18 protein-coding genes and 1 tRNA gene are annotated in these 23,944 nt (G+C 75.4%); 13 read left to right on the plus strand and 6 right to left on the minus strand.

What is annotated here, in order from left to right:
* Window positions 1–235: 235 nt before the first annotated feature.
* The gene (locus NP048_RS04325) at window positions 236–4,807 is read left to right on the plus strand and encodes a hypothetical protein (RefSeq protein WP_227578268.1); all 4,572 of its coding nucleotides are present in this window, start codon (window positions 236–238) and stop codon (window positions 4,805–4,807) included.
* A gap of 277 nt (window positions 4,808–5,084) precedes the next feature.
* On the plus strand, window positions 5,085–5,492 hold the full coding sequence (locus tag NP048_RS04330) for a hypothetical protein (RefSeq protein WP_227578269.1): 408 nt from the start codon (window positions 5,085–5,087) through the stop codon (window positions 5,490–5,492).
* 130 nt (window positions 5,493–5,622) lie between these two features.
* On the opposite strand, the gene mscL is transcribed toward NP048_RS04330, so the two are convergent.
* The 3 genes from mscL to NP048_RS04345 form a co-directional block, all read right to left on the minus strand.
* Window positions 5,623–6,231 carry a large conductance mechanosensitive channel protein MscL gene (mscL, locus tag NP048_RS04335; RefSeq protein ID WP_227578270.1) on the minus strand — a complete coding sequence of 203 codons (609 nt, stop codon included), beginning with the start codon at window positions 6,229–6,231 and terminating at the stop codon, window positions 5,623–5,625.
* A gap of 43 nt (window positions 6,232–6,274) precedes the next feature.
* Window positions 6,275–6,988: an SAF domain-containing protein gene (locus tag NP048_RS04340; protein ID WP_227578271.1), complete on the minus strand. Its 714-nt coding sequence runs from the start codon at window positions 6,986–6,988 to the stop codon at window positions 6,275–6,277.
* Window positions 6,989–7,210: 222 nt separating this feature from the next.
* Window positions 7,211–7,579 carry an FmdB family zinc ribbon protein gene (locus NP048_RS04345; RefSeq protein ID WP_227578272.1) on the minus strand — a complete coding sequence of 123 codons (369 nt, stop codon included), beginning with the start codon at window positions 7,577–7,579 and terminating at the stop codon, window positions 7,211–7,213.
* 244 nt (window positions 7,580–7,823) lie between these two features.
* Here NP048_RS04345 and NP048_RS04350 point away from each other — a divergent pair, with 244 nt between their 5' ends.
* A complete protein-coding gene (locus NP048_RS04350) occupies window positions 7,824–10,394 on the plus strand; it encodes a penicillin acylase family protein (protein ID WP_227578273.1) in 2,571 nt (856 codons plus the stop codon).
* Window positions 10,395–10,403: 9 nt separating this feature from the next.
* On the opposite strand, the gene NP048_RS04355 is transcribed toward NP048_RS04350, so the two are convergent.
* A complete protein-coding gene (locus NP048_RS04355) occupies window positions 10,404–11,072 on the minus strand; it encodes a 5-formyltetrahydrofolate cyclo-ligase (RefSeq protein ID WP_227578274.1) in 669 nt (222 codons plus the stop codon).
* A 123-nt stretch (window positions 11,073–11,195) separates the two neighbouring features.
* On the opposite strand from NP048_RS04355, the gene NP048_RS04360 reads away from it, so the two are divergent.
* From NP048_RS04360 to NP048_RS04380, 5 genes are all read left to right on the plus strand, one after another.
* A complete protein-coding gene (locus NP048_RS04360) occupies window positions 11,196–12,437 on the plus strand; it encodes a molybdopterin molybdotransferase MoeA (protein ID WP_227578275.1) in 1,242 nt (413 codons plus the stop codon).
* Between the two features lie 54 nt (window positions 12,438–12,491).
* Window positions 12,492–13,094 carry a GNAT family N-acetyltransferase gene (locus NP048_RS04365; protein WP_372456843.1) on the plus strand — a complete coding sequence of 201 codons (603 nt, stop codon included), beginning with the start codon at window positions 12,492–12,494 and terminating at the stop codon, window positions 13,092–13,094.
* Window positions 13,095–13,199: 105 nt separating this feature from the next.
* Window positions 13,200–14,381 (plus strand): hypothetical protein, encoded by a 1,182-nt coding sequence (locus NP048_RS04370; protein WP_227578277.1) that lies wholly within the window; start codon window positions 13,200–13,202, stop codon window positions 14,379–14,381.
* Between the two features lie 124 nt (window positions 14,382–14,505).
* A tRNA-Ala gene (locus NP048_RS04375) sits at window positions 14,506–14,578 on the plus strand.
* Window positions 14,579–14,714: 136 nt separating this feature from the next.
* Complete coding sequence (locus tag NP048_RS04380; protein ID WP_227578278.1) at window positions 14,715–16,094, plus strand: UTP--glucose-1-phosphate uridylyltransferase; 1,380 nt, start codon at window positions 14,715–14,717, stop codon at window positions 16,092–16,094.
* Window positions 16,095–16,158: 64 nt separating this feature from the next.
* Here NP048_RS04380 and NP048_RS04385 read toward each other — a convergent pair whose 3' ends face one another.
* Window positions 16,159–16,425 carry a GlsB/YeaQ/YmgE family stress response membrane protein gene (locus NP048_RS04385; RefSeq protein ID WP_227578279.1) on the minus strand — a complete coding sequence of 89 codons (267 nt, stop codon included), beginning with the start codon at window positions 16,423–16,425 and terminating at the stop codon, window positions 16,159–16,161.
* 192 nt (window positions 16,426–16,617) lie between these two features.
* Between NP048_RS04385 and NP048_RS04390 the strand changes: the two genes are divergently transcribed.
* On the plus strand, window positions 16,618–18,087 hold the full coding sequence (locus NP048_RS04390; RefSeq protein ID WP_227578280.1) for a beta-N-acetylhexosaminidase: 1,470 nt from the start codon (window positions 16,618–16,620) through the stop codon (window positions 18,085–18,087).
* Between the two features lie 25 nt (window positions 18,088–18,112).
* Here the strand turns inward: NP048_RS04390 and NP048_RS04395 are convergent, their stop codons facing one another.
* Window positions 18,113–19,891: a dolichyl-phosphate-mannose--protein mannosyltransferase gene (locus NP048_RS04395; RefSeq protein ID WP_227578281.1), complete on the minus strand. Its 1,779-nt coding sequence runs from the start codon at window positions 19,889–19,891 to the stop codon at window positions 18,113–18,115.
* Window positions 19,892–20,031: 140 nt separating this feature from the next.
* On the opposite strand from NP048_RS04395, the gene rsmI reads away from it, so the two are divergent.
* The 4 genes from rsmI (at window position 20,032) to NP048_RS04415 (ending at window position 23,935) form a co-directional block, all read left to right on the plus strand.
* Complete coding sequence (rsmI, locus tag NP048_RS04400) at window positions 20,032–21,024, plus strand: 16S rRNA (cytidine(1402)-2'-O)-methyltransferase (RefSeq protein ID WP_372456844.1); 993 nt, start codon at window positions 20,032–20,034, stop codon at window positions 21,022–21,024.
* Between the two features lie 70 nt (window positions 21,025–21,094).
* A complete protein-coding gene (locus NP048_RS04405) occupies window positions 21,095–22,408 on the plus strand; it encodes a PQQ-dependent sugar dehydrogenase (RefSeq protein WP_227578282.1) in 1,314 nt (437 codons plus the stop codon).
* Between the two features lie 168 nt (window positions 22,409–22,576).
* Window positions 22,577–22,744, plus strand: coding sequence for a hypothetical protein (locus tag NP048_RS04410; RefSeq protein WP_227578283.1), 168 nt, complete (start codon window positions 22,577–22,579; stop codon window positions 22,742–22,744).
* Between the two features lie 48 nt (window positions 22,745–22,792).
* The gene (locus NP048_RS04415; protein WP_227578284.1) at window positions 22,793–23,935 is read left to right on the plus strand and encodes a PH domain-containing protein; all 1,143 of its coding nucleotides are present in this window, start codon (window positions 22,793–22,795) and stop codon (window positions 23,933–23,935) included.
* Window positions 23,936–23,944 lie beyond the last annotated feature (9 nt).

Here is a 23,944-nt window from a genome sequence, read left to right on the forward strand (position 1 = left end):
GGCGCATAGTTGAACCCGACGGTGCGTATCGCCTGCCCCCTGCGCGGTGCGCACCGTCTCTGCTTCCGATCCGACGGGACGGGCCCCAGCGGCCCGTCCCGTCGGTCGTTTCCGAGCGCGTCCACCGGACGCGACGGGCCGGATCCGGCCCGTGCCGCCACCCGTCCGGGCACAACCCGGACGGGCACGGCGTGGCCACCCGGGGATCGCCCTGTTGCGCGGTTACCGTGCCAAGATGACCGCTCCTGCGCGCACCCCCCTCACGGGGACCGACCCGGCCGGCGCCACGCCACCTGCCGACGGCGACGCTGCCACGTCCGAGCGGACCGACGCCGTCGAGGGCCCGCCCGTGGCGCTCGTCGAGCCGCCCTCGCCCGCCGAGGTCCTCGAGGGCGCCATCGCGACGTGGCGCGCCGCGCTCGTGGAGGCCGCAGGCGCCTCGACCCTCGCCGACGTCGACCAGCTCGGTGACGCGGCGCTCGACCTGTCGGCGGCGCACCCGTCCGGGATGGCGCAGCTCTTCGCCGGCCGGTCGACCCGCCTGTCCAACCTCGTGCGGGAGCCCGGCGCACTGTCGAGCGCCCGCCGTCGGGCGCGCGCCGTCAGCCTCCGCGCCGCCGGCTACACCCAGCGCTACGGCATCGCGTCGACGTCCTTGGCGATCGGTGTCGCCACCTGGACCGACCGGTCGAGCGCCGACCTCGCGTCCGACGACGTGGGCGCCCTCGCGCACGTCACGCGCCACCCGCGCACGCCCGCCGGCCGCGCACCCGGTGCCGACGGGCAGGACGCCGCCGTGCGGACCGTCCGCGCCCCGGTCCTGCTGCGACCCGTGGGGCTGCGCGCCCGCGGCTCCGGCGAAGGTGACTACGAGCTGGAGCTCGAGCCGTCCATCGAGGTGAACCCCGTCCTCGCGCGCGCCCTGCGCGGGCACGGCGCCCTGCTCGACCCGGCGGCGGTCGCCCGGGGCACGTTCACCGGTGCGGGTTTCGACCCACGCGGCGCGCTCCAGCGCCTGGCTTCCCTCGGCGAGGCCGTGCTCGAGGACTTCTCGCTCGTCGAGCGCGTCGTCGTCGGGACGTTCGTCCACCCCGGGCAGGTCATCGTCGACGACCTCGACCAGATGTCGGGGACGCTCGAGCGGCACGACGTCGTGCGCGCGCTCGCGGGACTCGACGACGCCCGGGAAGCACTGCGGGTCCCCCTGCCGACGCCCGTGGTCGGTGACCGGGACCCGGCGCTGGAGCGCGGCGTCGGTGACCTCGACCCCGCGCAGCAGCACGTCCTCGACGTCGTGGCCACGGGCACCGACGTCTTCGTCGACGCCCCGACCGGCTCGGACGTGACCGGCACGCTGGCGGCGATCGTCGCCGACGCCGCCGCCGAGGGCCGCACCGTCCTGTACGTGCCGGGCCACCGGCGCGCCGCCGTGTCGCTCGCCGACCGGCTGCGACGCCTCGGGCTCGGGGAGATCGTGCTGGACGTCGAGCCGCACGCCGGCTGGCGCAGCGCCGCCGCGCGCCGCCTCCTGGGCGCGATGACCCTCGAGCCGCCCGTCGTCGACACGGACGCCGTGCAGGCCGTGCGGACGCCCCTCGTCGAGCACCGCGAGCGGCTGCGGGGCTACGTCGACGCGTTGCACGAGCCGCGCGAGCCGTGGGGTGCGTCCGCGTACGACGCGCTCCAGGAGCTGGCGCGTCTCACCGCCACCCGCCCCTCTCCCTCGACCACCGTCCGGCTGAGCCCGGACGTCGCACGCGCACTGGACCCGGAGCGCCGCGCGCGGCTCACGCAGGACCTGGTGCGCGCCGGCGAGCTCGGTGCGTTCTCGCTGCGCCCGCAGGACACCCCCTGGTACGGCGCAGACGTGCGCACGTCCGCCGACGCCCAGGTCGTGCGCCGCCGCCTCGACCGGCTCCTCGACGTGACGCTCCCGCTGCTCGTGCAGCGCGTCGCGCAGGTCGCCGACGAGACGGGACTCACGCGGGCCACCACGCTCGACCAGTGGACCGAGCAGCTGCACATGCTCGACGGCGTGCGGTCGTCACTCGACGTGTTCCTGCCGATGGTCTTCGAGCGCACCGCCGCGGACCTCGTCGCCGCGACCGCCACCAAGGAGTGGCGCGAGGAGCACGGGATCCCCATGGGCTTCTGGGTGCGCCGCCGCCTGCGCAAGCAGGCCAAGGACATGCTCCGTCCGGGACGCCCCGTCGCGGACCTGCACGGTGCGCTCATCGAGGTGCAGCAGCGTCGTGACGTGTGGCAGGCGCACTGCCCCGCGGGCGGCTGGCCGCGCCTCCCCGAGAGCCTCGAGGTCATCGAGGACGAGCAGGCCGCGGTGCGCCAGGACGTCGAGGGCGTGGCCGAGGTCCTCGCGACGACGCCGCTGGGCGGGCAGCTGTCCGCGACGCCCTTCGAGGAGCTGCGCGAGCGGCTCGTGAGGCTGCGCTCCGCCGCCGCGGCGCTCGAGACCCTGCCCGAGCGCACCCAGCTCTTGCACGGGCTGCGGGCTGCGGGTCTGGGGGACCTGGTCGACGACCTCGCGGCACGGCGCGCGGACCCCGCGCAGGCGCCCGCCGAGCTCGACCTCGCCTGGTGGAGCACCGTCTTCGAGCACGTCCTCGCGGCGGACCCCGCGCTCGCCGGGTACGACGGCGCGGCGCTCGGTGACCTGTCGGCGCGGTACGCCACGCTCGACCGGCGGCACGTCGTCAGCCGCACGGCGCCCGTGCTCGCCGCCGCGATCGGTCGCATCGCGGACGCCGTGCGGGCGCACCGTGACCAGGCCGAGGGGCTCTTCGCGGAGCTGGTCGAGGACCGGATCACCTCGTTGCGGGACACCGTCGCGCGGTACCCGGACCTGGCCCGTCGGCTGCGCCCCGTGCTCGTCGCCGGCCCGATGCTCGTCTCGCAGGTCCTGCCCGCGACCCGCACCGTCGACCTCGTGGTGGTCGACGCCGCCGCGCACCTGCCCGTCGAGGCGGCGCTGCCGGCCATCGCCCGCGGTCGGCAGGTCGTCGTGGTGGGTGACGCGCGCTGCGCGTCGGGCAGCGCGGTGCGCGAGCTCGCGGCGGTCCTGCCGTCGGTCGCGCTGCAGGCGGACACCTCGCGCCGGGACCCGTACCTCACCCGGTTCCTCGCGGAGCACGGGTACGAGGGCGTCCTGGTGCCGACGCCCCTGCCGGACTCCCGGCCCCTGGTGTGCTTCGAGACGGTCGACGGCACGGGGATGCCGGACCCCGCGACCAGCATGGTCGACTCGACGTCCGCGGAGGTCGAGCGCGTCCTCGAGCTGGTGGTCGAGCACGTGCTGCAGCACCCCGACGAGTCCCTGGCCGTCGTGACCCTCACCCACCGGCACGCGGACGCCGTGCGCGACACCGTCCTGGCCGAGGTGCGGGACAACCCGGCGCTGGCCACGTTCTTCGACGCGGGGCGCGCCGACCCGTTCGTCGTCGTCGACGTCACCAACGTCGGTGGTCTGCGCCGCGACGCCGTCATCCTCTCCCTCGGCCTGGGGCGCACCCCGCACCGCCGGGTCCTGCACACGTTCGGACCCGTCAGCCGGGCCGGCGGGGACGCGCTCCTGCTCGACGCCCTCGGCTCGACGCGGCACCGCCTGACCGTCGTCACGTGCTTCGGCGGCGACGACCTCGACGCCGACCGGCTCCGTGGCCCGGGTCCCCGCCTGCTGGCGGACGTCCTGCGGTTCGCCGCCGAGCGCAGCGCCCAGGGTGCCGGCCACGGGACGAAGGACCGCCCGACGGGTGGTCCGGACCCGGACCGGCTCGTCCTCGACCTGGCCGAGCGGCTCTGGCAGCACGGCCTGCTGGTCGACGTCGACCACGGGGTCCCCGGTGGCGCGCGCATCCCGCTCGTCGTGGGGCACCCCGACCTGCCCGACGAGATGCTCGTCGCCGTCCTCACCGACGACGACACGTACGTCGGCGAACCGAGCGTCCGCGTGCGTGACCGGCTCGTCGGGGACCGGCTCGCGCGCCTCGGCTGGTCGGTCGTGCGCGTGTGGTCGGCCGCCGCCTTCCTCGACCCCCAGGCGGAGACCGACCGGATCCGGCGCGCCGTGCACGCGGCCCTCGTCGAGCGTCGCCCGGAGCCCGCCGCACCAGTGTCGACACCCGTCCCGCAGGTGCCCCACACCATCGACGACCAGGACAGCAGGCCCGTCCGCCCGTACGTGACGCACCCCGCGACCGGTGCGCTGCCGGTGGTGGCTCCGGCGAGCGGTGCGACGCCCGTGGTGGCGCCGGCGACCGGTGCGACGCCGGTGGTGGCGCCGGCGACCGGCGCGACGCCGGTGGTGGGGACCCGGACGGGCGCGATGCCCGTCGTGCGGACTCCCACCGGTGTCATGCCGGTCGTCGCGTCCGCCGCAGCGGCAGCCGCAGCGGCAGCGGTGAGCGGGACGAGCGGGTCGGCGTCCACCGGGCCCGCGTCGCGCGGGCCGGCCGCCGTCGCGCCGGACGGGACGCCGTCGGACGGTGCGCACGAGGCACCGTCCCCCGTCGAGGCGCCACAGACCGAGGCGTTCATGGACACCCCGTCGACAGGTGAGCAGCTCGCGCTGCCGGTGCCGACGATGCCGCGTCCCGACGTGCGGGCGGGTCTGCCGATCAACGCGTACAGCGACGACCAGCTCGACGACCTCGTGCGCTGGCTGAGGTCCGACGGGGCGCAGCGCACGCGCGACCAGCTGGCCGACGCCCTGCGCGCGGAGCTCGGCGTCACGCGTCGCAGTCACCGCGTGGACTCCGCCGTCCGGTCAGCGGTCTTCCGCGCGTTCAGCTGACACCGGCACCACCGGGGTGCGCAGCCACCCCGCCAACGGCATCCCGTCGGGCGCGTTCCGTCAGCCGCGACTCGTCAGCCGCGACTCGTCAGCTGGGTTCCGTCAGCCGCATCCCACGTGACGGGACGCGCACGCCGCGAGACCGGCCTGAGGGGCGGTCCGAGCGGCCTGGACCTCTCCCGGCCCGGTCTCGCGCGGTCGTCGTCCCACCCCGTGGGACGGGTCGCGGGTCGTCGGCCCCGTGGGGGGCCGGTCGGGGAGTGCGAGGATCGGAACCATGAGCAGTGCATCTCGCCGCCCTCGTCGGGCGGTGCGGCAGTCCGGGACCGTCGGCACCGACGACTCGGTGCTGCTCGCGACGCTGCCGGCGTTCCCGCCCGCCCCGGCCGGGGGAGCGGTTGTCGGCCCGGGTGCCCGCGACGCCACCGTGCGTCCCGTCTCCGGTGAGGCCGCCGACGGTCCTGGCCTCGGTGCTGTCACCGAGGGTGCCGTCCCCGGTGCTGCCACCGAGAGGCCGGGTCCCGGAGGCGTGCCCGACGTCTCGACGGCATCGGGGAGACTAGGCGACGTCGATGACCTCTGGCGTGCGACGCGGTCGGCCGACGACTCCGACCGCGGCTGGGGGCGTGAGGAGTCGTCGTCGAACGACGAGCGGCTGCGGCGGGAGAAGCCCCCGCACTGGTGAGGATCCCGGGGTGCTGAGGCGGCGTGCTCGCCTCGTCGCGCTCAGGCCGCGGGTGCGTGGAGCGTGGGTGCGTGGAGCGTGGGTGCGTGGAGCGTGGGTGCGTTGTCCGCGGGTGCGTGGAGCGTGGTGCTCAGGAACCCGGCGGGATGCTGGGGGGCCCTGCCGGCGCGGCCGGCGGTGGTGGGGTCGTCCCGGGGCCTCCGGGGGAGTCGGTCGTGTCGTTGACGATCGCCGGGGTGAGCCGCTGCGAGAGCAGGTCGCGGATCTCCTGCAGCAGCAGGATGTCCTCGGCCGGGGCCGCGGGCTCGTCCTCCTGACCCTTCTTGCGGCGTGCGGCCAGGGCGTTGAGGGGCAGCACGATGAGGAAGTAGATCGCGGCCGCGGTGATGAGGAACTGGAGCAGGGAGTTGAGGATGACGCCGACGGCGATGGGCTGGGCCGTCTCCGCGATCTCCTCGTTCCACGTGTAGGGCCCGATGTTCCAGAGGTTGTCGAGGTTCGGCTTGCCGAAGACCCAACCGATCAGCGGGCTGATGAAGGCGTTCTGCAGGGCCTCGACGACCTGCGCGAACGCGGCCCCGACGATGACGCCGACGGCGAGCTCGATCGCGCTCCCGCGTGAGATGAAGTCCTTGAAGCCCTGGCCCACCTTGGCGAGGCCCTTGACCCGCGGGTTCTCGCCCACGGACCTGATCCGCTGGCTCGCGCCACGCGCACCTTCGCGACCGCTGCCGGACATGGGACCTCCTGGGCATGCGTCGATGTCGGGCGTCCTCAACCGATCATGGCACGACGACCGCCACCAGGCGTGACGACACGGACGCCTGCGCGATGAGCAGCGCCTCGTCGGGCGTGACGGCCACGAGCACGGGGGGTCCGTCGTCGGGCGACGTGGTCCCGAGCAGCCCGCCGGGGGCCGCCTCCCCGTCGGGTGCCGGCCTCACGAGTGCGCGCCGTGCGACGGTCTCGCCGGGGCCGCCCTCGAGGCGCGCCGCGACGAGGTCGAGGTGCAGGCCGGGCTTCAGGAGACCCGCGACGGCCGGGTCGTCGAGGCGGACGGCCACGACGACGGTGCCCGCCGGGCCCGCCATGACGGCGCCGGTGAGCAGCGTGGGCGTCACAGGCAGGCGTGCGGGAAGGTCGACGGCCGCGACGTGACCGTGCGCGTCGGAGGGCGTCCGCAGCGCGTCGGCGGGTGCCGCCGCGGCGGGGACGTCGGCCACGACCACGTCGCCGGCCGCCAGGGCGGTGCCCGCCGACACGTCATGCGCCAGCACGACGACCGGGACGGTCGGGGCAGGCGGCGGGCGCAGCGTCTGGAGCGTGACGGCTGCCGCGGCGCCGAGGCACACCGCCGCGAGCGCGAACCGGAAGCGCCACAGCGCCGCCCGTGCCCGCACGCGCGCGGGGCCGCGGGTGCCGGGCAGGGGCGGGGGCAGGGGCTCGCGGACGCCCTCCCGTCGCAGGGGTGGGCTCGCCGGCGTCAGGACGACCATGCCGCGACGTTAGGAGCCCGCCGACCGGGCCAGGGCGGCGGTGGCCCGCACAGGGGACGGAGGCCGACGGGGCGGGGCCTGTGGTCGGCTCGGACCCGACCCTCGGCCCCGGCCCGGCGCATTCCGGTGACGTGTCGGGCGCGCGGCCCAGCCCTGATCGTCAGGCGACGGGCCGGGCGCGCGGCCCGGCTCGTCAGGTAACGGGCCGGGCGAGCTGTCCGGTCAGGCGGACGCGGCGGCCGGTGACGTCGTCGCGGGGCTCGACGAGCCCGTGGACCCCGCGGACGAGGTGCCGGACGTGCTGGACGACGTGGTGGAGCCCGACGACGTGGACACCGACGTGTCCGACGACGTCGACGTGCTCGACGACGTCGACGCGCCCGACTTGCCCCCGGACCCGGACGTCGAGCTGCCCGTGCGGGCGTCGTTCCGGTAGAAGCCCGAGCCCTTGAACACCACGCCCACGGTCGAGAAGACCTTGCGCAGGCGCCCCTCGCACTCGGGGCAGACGGACAGGGCGTCGTCGGTGAACGACTGCTGGACCTCGAACGAGTGCTCGCAGGCGGTGCAGCGGTAGGCGTAGGTGGGCAAGGTGACTCCCGATCGTCGTCGCCGGGCGTCCCCGGCAGTCCTCGAAGCTCGCTGAGGGTGCCGCAGCCGCCAGGGGTCGGTGTCGCCCGTCCCGGCCGGGCCGACGTCCTCGACGCCACCCGCCGTCGGTCCACCGAGCGCACCATCCGGTCGGCACGGGTCGATGGCCGCCATTGGCACTCTCAGGATCCGAGTGCCAACTCTAGCGCCACCGTCAAGCGTGCTCGCGGGTAGCCTTTCGACCGTGACCCGTCGCCACCGCACGCGAACCGCGCTCGTCGTCATCGCCGCCGCCGTCGTGCTCGCGCTGCTGGTCACGTCGGGCGCGAGCGCCCTCGTCGTGCGGCGGCCGCTGCCGGACGTCCAGGGCACCCAGGTGATCGACGGGCTGGACGCCGACGTCGAGGTGACGCGCGACGCACGGGGCGTGCCGACGATCGTCGCGGAGTCGCCGTACGACCTCTTCCTGGCGCAGGGCTACGTGTCCGCGCAGGACCGGTTCTTCCAGATGGACTACCGCCGGCACGTCACCGCCGGGCGGCTCGCGGAGCTCGTCGGCGCCGACGAGGCCGCGATCGAGGCGGACAAGGTGATCCGCACGCTGGGCTGGCGCCGTGTCGCGGAGCAGGAGTGGGACCTGCTGTCGCAGGACACGCGGGACCACCTGCAGGCGTATGCCGACGGGGTGAACGCGTACCTCGAGGACCGCGACCCCGGCTCGATCGCGATGGAGTACACGGTCCTGGGGCTGCGTGTCCCGCAGGACGCACCCGAGGCGTGGGACCCGATCGACTCGCTCGCGTGGCTCAAGGCCATGGCGTGGGACCTGCGCGCCAACTACGACCGCGAGCTCTCGCGCGCGCAGACCTACCGGTTCGTCCAGGACGTCGCACGCGTCGAGGAGCTCTTCCCGCCGTACCCGCAGGACCGCAACCAGCCCATCGTGACCGCGGCCGACGCGGCCACGGACGCGTTCTCCGTCGCCTCGACCGCGGACCTCGACCTGAACGACGCCGGCCTGCAGGACGCCCTCGCGTCGGCCGACCGTGCGCTCGCGGCCGTCCCGCACCTCGTGGGCGACGGTGACGGCATCGGCTCGAACTCGTGGGTCGTGGCCGGGGAGCACACGGCGTCCGGCAAGCCGATCCTCGCCAACGACCCGCACATGGGGATCTCGGCGCCCGGCATCTGGTCGCAGGTCGGGCTGCGGTGCGCCGAGGTGACGGACGCCTGCCCGTTCGACGCGAGCGGGTTCTCGCTCGCGGGGCTGCCGGGCGTCGTCATCGGCCACAACGGCCAGCTGGCGTGGGGCCTGACCAACATGGGCGCCGACGTCACGGACTTCTTCCTCGAGCGCGTCGAGGACGGCGAGGTCCTCGTCGACGGCGAGCGCACGCGGCTCGACGTGCGCACGGAGACCATCGAGGTCGCCGGTGGCGACGACGTCGAGATCGAGATCCGCAGCACGCGTCACGGCCCGATCGTGTCGGACGTCCTCGAGCTCCCGGACGTCCAGCGTGCGCCCGTCCCCGACGACGCGCCCGGCCTGCGGTTCGAGGTCGCGCTGGCCTGGACCGCCCTGACCCCGGGGCGCACGGGCGACGCGATCATCGCGATGATGACGGCGCAGGACGCCGCCGACATCGCCGCCGCGGCCACCCTGCTCGAGGTGCCGGCGCAGAACATCGTCTTCGCGACCACCGACGGGCACATCGGCTACCAGGCACCGGGGCGCATCCCCGTGCGGGGCGCCGTCGCCGGGCCCGTGCCGTCCGACGGCACGTGGCCCCGTCCGGGGTGGGACTCGCGCTACGACTGGCAGGGCTGGGTCGACCCCGCGACGATGCCCCGTCTGCTCGACCCACCCGAGGGCTTCGTCGTCGCCGCGAACCAGGCGGTCACGCCGCTCGGCGTCGGACCGTTCCTCGCGGAGGACACCGACTACGGGTACCGCAGCCAGCGGATCCGGGACCTGCTGACCGAGCGGATCGAGTCAGGGCAGGGCCTCGACGTCGCGACGGTGGCCGAGCTGCAGACGGACGTGCGCAGCCCGTACGCACAGGTCCTGGTCCCGGCGCTCCTGGACGTCGACGTCGAGGACCCGTTCGACGTCGCAGGGCAGCGGCTGCTGCGCGACTGGGACCAGAAGATGGACGTCGACTCGGCGGGCGCCATGTACTTCGCGGCCGTGTGGGCGGACGTGCTCGAGATGACGTTCGCGGACGACCTGCCGGAGGGGCACGCACCGACGGGCGACTCCCGGTGGCTCGAGGTCGTCCGGGGCATGCTCGACGACCCGACGTCCGCGTGGTGGGACGACCGCTCGACGCCGGGCGTCGTGGAGGGGCGTGACGACGTGCTCGCACGCGCGCTGGTGGCCGCGCGGCGCCAGCTCACCGCCCAGATCGGCAGCCGCACCAGCGACTGGGAGTGGGGACTGCTGCACACGGCCGCACCGCAGCACCCGGTGCTCGGCGGCGACGGTGTCCCGCGCGTGCTGCACCGCCTGGTGAACCCGGCACCGCAGCGCGTGGGCGGCGGATCCTCCATCGTGGACGCGACCAGCTGGGACGCGGCCACGGGGTCGTTCGCCGTGACGTCGGCGTCCTCCATGCGGATGGTCGTCGACCTGGGTGACCTCGACTCCTCGACCTGGGTGAACCTCACCGGCACGTCCGGCCACCCGGCGAGCAAGCACTACGACGACCAGTTCGAGGCGTGGGCGCAGGGCCGGCAGTTCCCGTGGCCGTACTCCCCGGCGGCGGTGGGCGCGGACGCGGTGGACCGCCAGACGCTCGTGCCGGTCGAGGACTGACGCCGACCGTCAGGCGCCCGGGGGAGCGGCGGGCTCGAAGCGGCGCCAGCCGTCGGGGGTCGCGACGCCCGTGACGGGCACGTCGTGCTCCTCGCGCGGGACCTCGTCGAGCACCTCGTCCTCGTGGACGAGCGCGATCACGGGCGCTCCCGGCCGCACGTGCGCCAGCACCCGGTCGTACCAGCCGCCGCCCTGACCCAGCCGTCCGCCGTGCGTGTCGACGGCGAGCGCCGGGACGAGCACGACGTCGGCGTCGGCGAGCCCGGCGGATCCCAGCGGTGCGCCGCTGGGCTCGGGCGGGCGTCCGGGGGCCCGCTCACGCATGTCGTCGGCGCCCGCGTACTCCGCCCAGTCGCGCTGCAGGCCTGTACCGAGCACGGGCAGCAGGAGCCGTACGCCGCGTTCCGCGAGGGCCTCGATGAGCGGACCGGTACCCGGCTCGGAGGGGCGTGAGGCGTAGATGCTCACGCAGCGCGCGGCTGTGACCTCGGGAATCGTGAGGACCACCTCGGCCAGCCGGAGTGCGACCTCCGTGCGCCGACGCGCCGACCGCTGCGATCGACGTGCCCTCACCTGGCGCCGCAGCTGGTCCTTCTCCTCGGCAGGATGACGAGGTCGGGCGCGGTGGGCCGTCGCGTCCGCATGGTCGTGCCAGGGGGGCTGGGCGACGGCGCTCATGGCACCAGTGTGACAAACCTCCGCGCCGGCGTGGGGCTGCGGCCCGGTCCGGTGCCGCGACAGCCGGGCCGCGAGGGCGCGGCGCGCGCCGAGCCGTGCGCCCGCAGCAGGCACAATGCGCGGATGAGATCGGTCCAGGATCACCTCGCCGCCGTGCTCGCCGCAGCGGTCCCGGTCCCCCCGCTCGACGTCGTCCTGCACGACGCAGCGGGCTGCATCCTGGCGGCCGACGTCGTCGCCCCGGTCGACGTACCGGCGGTGCCGGTGGCGGCCCGGGACGGGTACGCGGTCGCCGCGCACGACACGACCGGTGGCCCGCACCGGCAGGAGCTCCCGGTCGCGCACGACCTGCACGCGGGCAGCGCCGCGGGCCTGCGCCACGTGCCCGGCACGGCGGTCCGGGTCGCGTCGGGGGCACCGCTGCCTCTGGGCGCCGATGCGGTCGTCCCCGTCGAGGAGACGGACCGCGGGCAGGCGCGGGTCGCGTTCCAGCGTCCGGCGCGTCCCGGGCAGCACGTGCGTCGTGCGGGTGACGACGTGCGCGCGGGCGGGGTCGTCCTCACCGCGGGCACCCGCCTGGGGGCCCGGCAGATCGCGCTCGCGGCCGCGATGGGCCGTGGCCGCCTGCCCGTGCACCCGACGCCGCGCGTGGTGCTGCTGTCGGTCGGTGACGAGCTGGTCGAGCCGACGACGGCCGCCCGCCCGGGGACGGTCTTCGAGGTCGACGGGCACGCGCTCGAGACGGCCGTGCGCGACGCGGGGGCCACACCGGTCCGCGTCGGTGCGGTGCCGGACGACCACGCCGCCCTGCGCGAGACGCTCGAGGACCAGCTCGTGCGCGCGGACCTCGTCGTGCTCACCGGCGGGCTGTCGGAGCTCGCGCACGACACGGTCAAGGACGTCCTCGCGCCCCTGGGCACCGTGCGCCTGGACCACGTCGCCATGACCCCCGGGGCGCGGCAGGGCTTCGGGACCGTCGGTGCGCTCGGCCTGGACCTGACGGACGGGGACGGGCGGACGGTGCCGCTGTTCGCCCTGCAGGGGCACCCCGTCGCCGCGCAGGTGTCCTTCGAGGTGTTCGTCCGACCGGCGTTGCGCGCGATGGCCGGGCGCACCGAGCTGTTCCGTCCGTCCGTCACGGCGGTCGCCACGGAGGGCTGGGTGTCCCCGGCCGGGCTGCGTCAGTTCGTGCCCGCCAGCGTGCTGGGGTCCCCCGACGAGGGGTACCGTGCGACGCCTGTGGGTGACCCCTCGGCGCCGTCGATCACGGCCCTCGCGCACGCCAACGCGCTGGCGGTCGTCGGTGAGCGGGACCTTGCGGTGCATCCGGGCGACGTCGTGCACTGTCTTGTGCTGGAGGGGTGAGGACGTGGAGCACAGCTCACTGCCCGCCCGCGTCCACGGACGGAGGGGATGAGGGTGGCGGTCGGGTGGCCGGTCCAGCTGGTCGACGGCGACGTGCGCCTGCGGCCGCTGCGTCGTCGCGACGCCGACGCGTGGATGACCCTGCGCGGGCGCAACCTGGGGTGGCTGGAGCCGTGGGACGCGACGAGCCCGGAGCCGGTGCGGGGCCCGCGCCCGAGCTTCGGTCAGTTCGTGCGGGCCCTGTCCGCCCAGGCGCGCGAGGGCTCGGCGCTGCCGTTCGCGATCCAGCGGGCCGACCGGCTCGTGGGGCAGCTCACGGTGTCGTCCATCCAGTACGGGTCGCTGCGGTCCGCCGCCATCGGGTACTGGGTGTCCCAGGACGTCGCCGGGCAGGGGATCACCCCGACCGCCGTGGCGCTGGCGACCGACCACTGCTTCGGCGTGCTGGGCCTGCACCGCATCGAGGTCAACATCCGCCCGGAGAACGCGCCGTCGCTGCGCGTCGTCGAGAAGCTGGGCTTCCGCGACGAGGGCCTGCGCGTGCGGTACCTGCACATCCAGGGCCGCTGGTGCGACCACCGGACGTTCGCGCTGACGGTCGAGGACGTCCCCGAGGGGCTCGTGGAGCGGTGGCACCGTCGCCGCGCGACCGCCTGACGTCCGTCGCGGGACCCGACCGGAGGCACCGACGCGCGGGGGACGTCGACGCGACACGCCGCGTCGTTGCCGCATCGTGGCCCTCGGGGCCCCTACCGTCGTGACGTGAATGAACTCGCAGGCCCCGTGGCGCTCGCGCTCGTCGGCCTGTGGGCGGCGTATCTGGTGCCGCACCACCTGCGGCACCGTCAACGGTTGCTGGAGGCACGGGCCGACGACCGGTTCTCCGCGGGTCTGCGCGTCGTCGCGGTGGCGAGCAGCACGCGCCGCCGGCTGGGGCGCCGGGCCGCGGCGGCCGGGATGTGGGGACCGAGCACGACGGCACTGCTGACCCCGGGGACGGGGGTGCCGGCTGCGTACGTCGGCACGCTGACAGGAGGCACCACCGTGGACCGACCGCACGCCACACCCGAGCGCATCTCCGCCGAGGCCGCGCGCCGCCTGGCGCAGGCCCGCGCCGCCCGGGCGGCCGCTGCCGCGCGCCGCGGTGCTGCCGCGCGTCGCCGCGGTCTGCTCGCCGCCGTCCTGGCCGTCGCCTCCGTCGCGGCCTGGGTCGTGACGGGCGTCGCACCGGCGACGACGTGGGCCGTGGGTGCCGTCCCGACGGCGCTGCTCGCGTCCGTCGTCGTGCTGGGGCGCCGTGCCGTGCTCGCCGGGCACGCCGCGGACGCGCAGTGGGTCGCGACGATCGAGCGCGAGGAACGTCTCGCGGCGAGTCCGCGGACCGGGGCCACGCCGGTGGTGCGACCCCGCACGGGGGCGACGCCTGCGGTGCGACCGCGCACGGGGGCGACGCCTGCGGTGCGGGCCGATGCCGAGCCCGCTGCGCCGGTGCCGCTCGTCACGGGTCACGCCGTGCGCCCGTCGGACGCGCACACGGAGGTCTTCGAGCGCATCGTCGAGGACCGCGGGGAGTCCACGGGCCGTGCGCGTCACGTCACCGGGCAGGTCCCGGTCGTGCGTCCCTCGCGGGCGGTGCAGGAGCCTGCGGTCGACGACGCGCACGACGGCGCCCCGCAGGGCCAGGGCGACGCCGAGTGGTCGCCCGTGCGGGTCCCTCGTCCGACGTACGCGATGAAGGCGCCGGCCCCGCGCCGCACGCCGGCGCCCCTGGAGGAGGCGGACGCCGAGGCCTCGACGGTCCGCCGCCCGGCCGATGCCCCGACGGACGAGGTCGCCCCCGCAGCGCAGGAGCGGGACGTGGCCGCGGTCGAGGCGCCCACCGCGACGACCGGCAGCATCGACCTCAACGCGGTGCTCGCGCGCCGTCGCGCGGCCGGGCAGTAGCCGTCCGTCCGGCGTCCGCCGGGGCTGCCCGCGGACGAGCGCCGTGGACACCGCGACGGTCCCGGGGGCCGGTCGACGGTTTCGTCGCCGGGCGCCGGTGATGCTAGTGTGATCCCCGCTTCAAGGGGCTGTGGCGCAGTTGGTAGCGCGTCTCGTTCGCAATGAGAAGGTCAGGGGTTCGAATCCCCTCAGCTCCACCCCAGGATGCCGCAGGACGTCACCGACGTCCTGCGGCATCTGTCGTTCCAGCCCCTCGACGGAGCGTCGGTCCACCATGCCCGATGTGACCGGATTCACCAGCCCGGGTGATCTGATCGCTCCTACAGTCGTCGCATGAACGGACTCGCGCTCGCCCAGCAGAAGATGCGTGACGCCGACGTCGCCGCCACGGCCGTCGACGTCTTCACGCGGTTCTACGGTCTCCTGGAGTCCGGGAGCACCGGCCTGGTCCCGGAGGTGGACGTCGACCCGCTGACGGACGTCCCGCGCCTCGACGACCTCCAGGTCGACGACGCCGCAGCCGCCGAGGCCCTCGCCCGCACGGCGGTCGTCAAGCTCAACGGCGGCCTGGGCACGTCGATGGGCATGGACCGCGCGAAGTCGCTGCTGCCCGTGCGCGGCGGTCGCACGTTCCTCGACGTCATCGCCGACCAGGTGCTCGCCGCCCGCGCCGCGACCGGCGCGCGGCTCCCGCTGGTCCTCATGAACTCCTTCCGGACGCGCGACGACTCGCTCGCGGCCCTCGCCGTGTACCCGCAGCTGGCGGTCGACGGCGTGCCGCTGGACTTCCTGCAGAACCGGGTGCCGAAGCTCCTCGTGGACGGGTTGACACCGGTGACGTGGCAGGCCGACCCGACGCTCGAGTGGTGCCCGCCCGGCCACGGCGACCTGTACACGGCCCTCTACGCGTCCGGCGTGCTCGACGCGCTGCTGGCCGCCGGCTTCCGCTACGCGTCGGTCTCCAACTCCGACAACCTCGGGGCGACGCCGGACGCGCGCGTCGCGGGCTGGTTCGCGGCCTCGGGAGCACCGTTCGCCGCCGAGGTGGCGCTGCGCACGCCTGCCGACCGCAAGGGCGGCCACCTGGTCGTGCGGCGTGCCGACGGGCGGATCGTCCTGCGGGAGTCCGCCCAGACCGCGCCCGAGGACGCGCAGGCGGCCGCCGACATCGCGACGCACCGCTACTTCAACACCAACAACCTGTGGCTGGACCTCGAGGCCCTCGCCGCGGAGCTGGCCCGGACCGGCGGTGTGCTGGACCTGCCGCTGATCCGCAACGAGAAGAACGTGGACCCGACCGACCGGACGTCGCCCAGGGTCGTGCAGGTCGAGTCCGCGATGGGCGCGGCGATCGAGGTGTTCGACGGTGCTGCGGTCCTCGAGGTGGGGCGCGAGCGGTTCCTGCCCGTCAAGACGACCAACGACCTGCTGGTGCTGCGCTCCGACGTGTACGACGAGGACGACGCGCACCGGCTCGTCGCCGTGGTGGACGCGCCGTTCGTCGACCTGGACCCGGCGCACTACGCGCTCGTCGGGGACTTCGACGCCCGCGTGCCCCACGTGCCGTCACTGCGCGGGGCGACGTCGCTCACGGTCCGGGGCGCCTGGACGTTCGGGCAGGGGGTGCACGTGGTCGGCGACGCCGAGCTCGGCGGCGACGGGGGAGCGGTGCCCGACGGTGCGACGCTCGAGGCCCGGGGCGCCCGCGTGTGAGCGGACACGCCGAGGGCCGGCACCCGGCGTCGTGCGCCGCGGTGCCGGCCCTGGGAGCTCGCGGTCAGCGGCGCTTGCCCGCCCATCCCGCGTAGAGCGCGACGAACAGCGCCGCGAGCACGATCTGGATGACGACCTCGAGCACGTCGGGTCCCGACGTCTCGTCCCAGCCGGCCAGCGAGGCGATCCACGTACCGATGAGCGCGGCGACGATCCCGATGAGGATCGTCGCGATGATCGAGATCTTCTGGCGTCCGCGCACGAACAGCCGGCCGAGCGCGCCGATGATCGCGCCGACGACGATGGCGCTGATGATTCCGCCGATACCCATGTCCACTCCTCAGAAGTCAGGACCGATGACCGGTCGGGAAGGAAACTAGGGCACTCCCGGCAGTCGCGCCTGTCGAGGGCTCACGCGGCCTGCCGACGGCAACGATGCGCGGCACGCTGCGTCCCACCCCCGCAGGGGCCTCGACACCGGGGTAGGTTCGCCCCCACTGGTCCGCCCGTCGTGAGGAGCCCCGTGTCCGGCATCCACGGGATCGTGCCCGCGCCGCTCGTCGTCCAGCCGTCGACCCAGGCGCCGTTCGTCATCACCCGCTCGACCGTCGTCGTCGTCGACGCCGACGAGGCGCTGCTCCCGCTGGCGGTGCTGACCGCCGACCTGCTCGGCCGCGTGAGCGGGCGAGCCGTCGAGGTGCGTCGTGCCGAGCCGGACACGGCCGGGGTGGTCCTGATGCGGCTCGTCGACGACCTGCCGCCGGGCACGGAGGCGTACCGCGTGGTCGTGGGGACCGGCCGTGTCCGGCTCGAGGCGCGGTCCACCGACGGGCTCGTGCACGCGGTCGTCACGCTGCGCCAGCTGCTGCGTGAACGCCCCGACGGCGGCATCGAGGTGGCCGCCGTGCGGGTCGAGGACGCCCCGCGCTATGCGTGGCGCGGTCTGTCGCTCGACGTGGCACGCCACTTCGTCAGCGTGCCGGACCTCAAGGTCGTCATCGGCCTGATGGCGCACTACAAGCTCAACGTGCTGCACCTGCACCTGACCGACGACCAGGCGTGGCGCCTGGACATGCCGTCACGGCCGGAGCTGGTGCGCCGGGCCAGCGCGCACTCGGTGGGAGGCGACGCGGGTGGGTACTACTCGGGCGCCGACTGGGACGAGATCCTCGCGTTCGCCCGGGCGCGGGCGATCCGCGTCGTCCCCGAGATCGACGTCCCGGGCCACGTGAACGCCGCGCTGCACGCGTACGGCGAGCTCAACCCGGACGGGCAGCCCGCCGACGAGTACCTCGGGATCGACGTGGGCTTCTCCCGCCTGCACGACGACCTACCCGCGACGCACGCGTTCCTCGCCGACGTCTTCGGCGACCTGGCCGAGATGACCCCCGGCCGGCACGTCCACATCGGCGGGGACGAGGTCCTGGCGATGGGTCCCGACGAGTACGCGCGGCTCGTGCGGACCGCCGCGGCCGCCGTCACGGCGCACGGCAAGCGGGTCGTCGCGTGGCAGGAGGCCGCGTCGGTGCCGGACCTGCCGGCCGGGACCGTCGTGCAGTACTGGGACACGCGTGTGGACGCCGCGCCGCTCGTCGCCGCGGCCCACGCCGGAGCCCGGGTGCTGCTGTCGCCGGCGCCGAAGGTCTACCTCGACATGCGGTACGAGGCGGGCGTCGGGCTGGGACAGGAGTGGGCCGGGACGGTCGAGCTGCGCGACGCGTACGAGTGGGCGCCCGCGTCCCTCGTCGCGGACCTGCCACCCGAGGCCGTCGTGGGTGTGGAGGCCGCGGTGTGGACCGAGACGCTGCGCACGCTGGACGACCTGACCACGATGCTGCTGCCACGGCTCGCGGCCGTCGCGGAGGTCGCGTGGAGCGAGCCCGCCCGTCGCGACTTCGACGACTTCACGCGACGGCTGCGCCACCACGGCCGGCACTGGGACCGGATCGGCCTCGCGTGGCACCGCACCCCGCAGGGACGCTGGGACGGGTGAGACCGGCGCGCCGGCCGGCCCCACGTCAGATCCAGGTGGGCAGCCACATCCGCAGGTGCCACTGGTCGTACGGGATGACGAACCCGACCCACACCGGGTAGAAGAACAGCCCGACGGCCACGACGAGCGCCACGAACACCCCGACGGCGGCGACCGTCCAACGTCGGGCCCTGCGGTCACGGGCGGTCCCGTCGTCGCCCACCGCCGGCCCGACGAGCAGCCCGAGGACGTACACCAGCGTCAGCACCACCCACGGCACGAAGGCGATCGTGTAGAACGTGAAGATCGTGCGGTGCGCGTAGGCGAACCACGGCACCCACCCGGCCACGATCCCGGACAGCGCCGCACCCGCCCGCCAGTCGCGGTAGCGCACCAGCCAGAACAGCGCCACGAGGATGGCCGCGGTGCCCGCCCACCAGATGAGCGGGTTGCCGACCGCGACGATCGCCTGCGAGCACGAGGCCGCACCGCACGCCTGCTGGGCGGCGTCGCCCGTGAGGCCCGAGACCTCCGCCGGGTAGTAGTAGGAGGTGGGCCGCCACTGCACGATCCAGCCGAGCGGGCCCGCCGCGTAGCTGTGCGGTGTCTCCAGGTCGCTGTGGAAGCGCCACATGCCCTGGTGGTAGGACCACAGGGAGCGAAGCGCGGGCGGCAGCCACTGCACGCCCTGGCCGGGGTTGTTCTCCGCCCAGTGCCGGTCCCACCCGCTGTCCGTCGCGAACCAGCCCGCCCATGACGCGAGGTACGTCGCGAGCGCCGTGGGGACCATGACGAGGAACGCGACCACCGCGTCCTTGACGAGCGTGGCCCGCACCCACGGGCGCACGCCGGCGCTGCGCCGCGCGGTCGCGTCCCACAGCACCGTGAGCAGGCCGAAGACGGCGAGGAAGTACAGGCCGGACCACTTGGTGCCGATCGCCAGGCCCAGCAGGACGCCCGCGGCCAGCCGCCACCACCGGAACCCCAGGCCCGGGCCCCAGCCGAGCGGCCCTCCCGAGTCGAGGACGGCACCGGCCCGCACGGCCAGGCGGCGACGGGCCTGCTCCCGGTCGAGGATCAGGCACCCGAAGGCGGCGAGCGCGAAGAACATGAGGAACGGGTCGAGCAGGCTGACGCGGGAGTGCACGATGGCCTGCCCGTCGACCGCGAGGAACAGGCCGGCAGTGGTGCCGAGCGCGGTCGAGGCGAACAGCCGCCGCGCGATGCGCGCGATCATGAGGACGGCGAGCGTCCCGCACACGGCCGCCGCCATGCGCCACGCGGCCGAGCTCTCGACGCCGCCGCCCAGGCGGATCCCGAGGGCGATCATCCACTTGCCGACGGGGGGGTGGACGACGTACGCGGGGTCGGTGCCGAGCATGCTCACGTCACCGGCCTCGAAGCGCGCGTTCGGCTCGTCGCCCCAGGTGGCCTCGTAGCCGCGCATCAGCAGGGAGTACGCGTCCTTGACGTAGTACGTCTCGTCGAACACCAGCCGGTGCGGGCGCTCGAGGTTCCACAGCCGCAGGAACCCCGCGAGCGCCGTGACGGCCAGCGCCCACAGCCACCCGTGCAGGCGCGCGCGCGGCGTCGCGTCGAGCGCGAGGGTGCCCGCGCCGAGCAGGCGGCGCAGCAGCCGCTGCCCGTGCGGCTCGGGGTCCTCGGCGGGCTCGTCCGGTCCCTGGTCGTCGGCCGTGCCGGCGGGGTCGTCGACGTCCCGGTCCGGCGCGTCGGGGGCGGGCGAGGGAAGCGTGTCCGCGCCCGCGTGCGGGGCGGTCCCCTGCTCGGTGGGCTGGCGCTCGGTGTCGTCTCCGTCGGTCGGCACCGGCCCATCGTAGGGGTAGGCGGACCGGGGCGTTCCGGGCGCACCGGCGAGCAACGGTCGGCGGTCCGACGCGGGTGGGTCGCGGCCGAGGGTGGCTCACCCGAGCGGGTGGTGGGGTGCCGTGGTGGCAGGCTGGGACGGTGACCCCGCCGCCCCCCGTCGAGCCCGCCCCCGACCCCCTGCCGGACGACGTCCCCGGCCTGCTGCCCGACCCTGCCGGCACGGCGGCGTCGTCCGACGCGACCGAGCCGGTGCCGCCCGCGCGGGTACCGGCGGGGCGCTCGCTGCGCCCCGGCGAGGGTGCGCTGGTGCTGGCCGCCACGCCGATCGGGGACGCCGAGGACGCGTCGGGCCGGCTGCGCCGGCTGCTGGCCGAGGCGGACGTCGTGGCCGCGGAGGACACGCGACGCACGCGCGCGCTGGCCGCGCGGCTGGGTGTGACCGTCACGGGGCGCGTCGTCAGCCACCACGAGCACAACGAGTCCGGGCGCTCCGACGAGCTGCTCGGCGTCGTGGCGCAGGGTGGCACGGTCCTCGTCGTCACGGACGCCGGCATGCCGACGGTGTCGGACCCCGGGTTCCGGGTCGTGCAGGCGGCCGTCGCCGCGGGGCTGCCGGTGACGGTGGCGCCGGGGCCGAGCGCGGTCCTGGCGGCGCTGGCGCTGTCGGGCCTGCCGACCGACCGGTTCTGCTTCGAGGGCTTCCTGCCGCGGCGGGCCGGGGACCGGGCGCGCGCGCTGGCCGCGCTGGCGTCCGAGCGCCGCACGATGGTGCTGTTCGAGGCGCCGCACCGCGTGGCCGAGGCCCTCGACGCGCTGGTCGCGGCGTTCGGGGCGGACCGCCCGGCCGCGGTGGCCCGTGAGCTGACCAAGACGTACGAGGAGGTGCGCCGCGGACCGCTGGAGGAGCTGGCCGCGTGGGCGCACGCGGGGGAGGTGCGCGGCGAGGTCGTGATCGTCGTCGGCGGCGCGCCCGCCGACGGCCCGCGGGACGTCGCCGACCTGGTGCCCGAGGTGCTGGCGCGCGTCGACGGCGGTGAACGGCTCAAGACGGTGGTCGCGGAGGTGGCGGAGGCGACGGGTGTCCCCAAGCGCGACCTGTACGCGGCGGCCCTGGCGTCGCGCACCCCCTGAGGGCACCGCGTCGCTGCACGGGGTCGTGACCAGGGCTGCGGGACGGGCGCGGGCACGGCACAGTGGGGTCATGCCAGCCGGACGTCCACGTGACGGTGCACGACGCAGCGCCGGGCGGCGCCCGTCCGCGGTCGCGCGCCGCCTGGTCGCGCACCGCCTGGTCGCGCACGGCCTGGTCGCACACGGCGTCGTGGCGCTCGCCCTGGTCGCCGGGTGCTCGCCGGACGCCCCGGCCCCCACTGCCCCCACTGCGTCGCCGACGCCGTCGGCCCCCGGCCCCACGTCCACGGCGGCGGCGCCCGCAGCCCAGCCCGACGCCTCGCCGGTGCGGGACGTCCCGACCGTGACGGTGGCGTCCGTGCAGGACGTCGCCACGGGGCTGGACGCACCGTGGGGCCTGGCGTTCCTCCCCGATGGCCGCGCGCTGGTGACCCTGCGGGACGCGGCCGGCCTCGTCCTCGTCGGGGGCGACGGGTCGCTGACCGACGTGACGGGACCCGGCGCCGACGAGATCGCGGACGCGACCGTCGCGCGCGGCGAGGGCGGGCTGCTGGGCGTGGCCGTCGTCCCGGGCGCCGCACCGTCCGGGCCGGTGGACGTCGTCGTGTACCTGACCTCCCGCCAGGACAACCGCGTCCTGCGCGCGACGCTCGACGGCGCGACGCTCGGCCCGACGCGCGTCCTGCTCGAGGGCGTCCCGAAGGGCTCGAACCACAACGGCGGGCGCCTGGCCTTCGGGCCGGACGGGTACCTGTACGTCACGACGGGGGACACGTACACGACGAGTCTGGCGCCGGACCCGGGCAGTCTGGGTGGCAAGGTGCTGCGCGTCACGGCCGACGGCGCGCCCGCGCCCGGCAACCCGGACCCGGCGTCGCCGGTGTGGACGCGGGGCCACCGCAACGTGCAGGGCATCGGCTGGGCGCCGGACGGGCGCGCGTTCGCTGCGGAGTTCGGGCAGGACACGTGGGACGAGCTCAACGTGCTGCACGCGGGCGCCGACCACGGCTGGCCCGAGGTCGAGGGGCAGGGCGGGGCGGGGCAGGGGTTCGTCGACCCCGTCGCCGTGTGGGCCACGTCCGACGCGTCGCCGTCCGGCCTCGCCGTGACCGACGAGGGCGTCTACCTCGCGGGCCTGCGGGGCCGCACGCTGTGGCGCGTGCCCCTGCGGCCCGTCGACCCCGCGACGCTCGACGACCCGGCCGCCGACGCCTCCGGGGTCGGCACGCCGCAGGCCCTGCTGGCCGGCGAGCACGGCCGGCTGCGGGCCGTCGAGGTCGCACCGGACGGGTCGCTGTGGGTGCTGACGAACAACACCGACGGCCGCGGCGACCCGGTCCCCGGTGACGACCGCGTCCTGCGCGTCACCGTGAGAGACGACTGAGAGTCGCGACGCGCCCGGCGTGTGCGGTTCGGGCGGATCGTCCTGGTCGGTACTGTGTGCGCCGTCCGACGGTCGCGCTCGCGCTCGTCGGTGGACCGGCCGGACGACGACGGCGGCGGTGATCAGCAGCACGACCACGCGACGACGAGCACACGACGGGAGCCGACCATGCCGGCGAGGGCGAAGAGCATCCTCATGTGGATCGTCGTGATCTTCCTGCTGTACGCCGTGGTGACGAACCCCGACCGTGCGGCGGAGGTGGTCGAGAACATCTGGGACTTCATCTACGGCGCGTTCTCGGGGTTCGCGCGGTTCTTCAGCAACCTGGCGGACTGACCGACGGTGCCGTAGTGCCGTCGAGGCGCGAGGGCGGGAGGTGACGACGTGACGACGGACCACGCGACGCGCATCGTCATGTCCCACCGGCTGCTGCGGCGGTACGTGCTGCCGGGGGAGCGCGTCGTCCTGGCGACCCGCCGGCACTGGGCCAAGCTGCTCGAGCCGGCCCTCGTGGCTGCGGGCGTGTTCGCGGTGTGCGGTTGGCTGACGTACCTGCTGCAGCCGGCCGTCGGTGACGGTGCGCTCGTGGTGTGGTGGCTGTGGCTCGCCGCGCTGGCGAGGTTCGGGTGGTACCTGCTGCTGTGGCGCGTCGAGTGGTTCGTCGCGACCGACAAGCGGATGCTCCTGCTCACCGGCCTCGTCACCCACCAGGTCGGCATGATGCCGCTGATGAAGGTCACGGACATGCGCTACTCGCGGTCCGTCCTGGGGCAGATGCTCGGCTACGGGCAGTTCCTCCTGGAGTCCGCGGGCCAGGACCAGGCGCTGCGGCAGATCGGCTGGGTGGCGCGGCCCGACGCGACGTACCGGGATCTGTGCGCGCTGATCTTCACGCCCGCGACGCAGCCGCCGTCCGACGGCGAGGACGACGGCGGTCCTTCCCGCGAGCCGCGCCGCGGCCGCACGCGCAGCCCCGCCGCCCCGCCTCCGTCGGTGCCGCCGTCGCGCGCGCCCTCGCGTGCCGGTGGCGCCGTCGCGCTCGCCGACGCCCCCGAGGCGCAGGCCGGCACGGTGGACCCGCCCGCGGACGAGCCGCAGGTCGTCGCGGGGTCCGCCGGGGTGCTGCCCGAGCGGTGGGCGGAGCCGGTGGTGGTGTGGCCGACGCGGGAGCGCCCTTACGAGCCGGACGACACCCAGCCGTTGCGCATCCGCACGCCCGACGAGACGGACGACCCCGACGCCGCACCCGACGAGGACGTGCGCGCCGAGCGGCGCCTGCCCCCCACGCTGGCCGAGGCGGCCGAGGACGGCACGTCGGTCGAGGCCGAGGCGATCGCGGGCGAGGAGGCGCTGCGGCTCGACGAGGAGGAGGCGCACGAGCGCTCCTGGGACGTCTCCGAGGGGACCGCGCGCTTCGTCGACCTGGGCCGCCGGCGGTGGCGCGAGGACGCCGACGAGCCCGAGCCCCCGGCCGAGCAGGGCCTGCAACGCGGAATCGAGGACGAGGACGAGGGGCGTCCCACCTAGGATCGAGGC

Origin of the sequence: Cellulomonas xiejunii (genome assembly GCF_024508315.1) — a bacterium.
GTDB lineage: Bacteria > Actinomycetota > Actinomycetes > Actinomycetales > Cellulomonadaceae > Cellulomonas > Cellulomonas xiejunii.

What these genes read in the sequence shown, in the direction of transcription:
- NP048_RS04325 (WP_227578268.1), top strand. Translation starts at nt 236, where the DNA reads ATGACCGCTCCTGCGCGCACCCCCCTCACGGGGACCGACCCGGCCGGC.
- NP048_RS04330 (WP_227578269.1), top strand. Translation starts at nt 5,085, where the DNA reads ATGAGCAGTGCATCTCGCCGCCCTCGTCGGGCGGTGCGGCAGTCCGGG.
- mscL (WP_227578270.1), bottom strand. Translation starts at nt 6,231, where the DNA reads ATGTCCGGCAGCGGTCGCGAAGGTGCGCGTGGCGCGAGCCAGCGGATC.
- NP048_RS04340 (WP_227578271.1), bottom strand. Translation starts at nt 6,988, where the DNA reads ATGGTCGTCCTGACGCCGGCGAGCCCACCCCTGCGACGGGAGGGCGTC.
- NP048_RS04355 (WP_227578274.1), bottom strand. Translation starts at nt 11,072, where the DNA reads ATGAGCGCCGTCGCCCAGCCCCCCTGGCACGACCATGCGGACGCGACG.
- NP048_RS04360 (WP_227578275.1), top strand. Translation starts at nt 11,196, where the DNA reads ATGAGATCGGTCCAGGATCACCTCGCCGCCGTGCTCGCCGCAGCGGTC.
- NP048_RS04380 (WP_227578278.1), top strand. Translation starts at nt 14,715, where the DNA reads ATGAACGGACTCGCGCTCGCCCAGCAGAAGATGCGTGACGCCGACGTC.
- NP048_RS04385 (WP_227578279.1), bottom strand. Translation starts at nt 16,425, where the DNA reads ATGGGTATCGGCGGAATCATCAGCGCCATCGTCGTCGGCGCGATCATC.
- NP048_RS04405 (WP_227578282.1), top strand. Translation starts at nt 21,095, where the DNA reads ATGCCAGCCGGACGTCCACGTGACGGTGCACGACGCAGCGCCGGGCGG.
- NP048_RS04410 (WP_227578283.1), top strand. Translation starts at nt 22,577, where the DNA reads ATGCCGGCGAGGGCGAAGAGCATCCTCATGTGGATCGTCGTGATCTTC.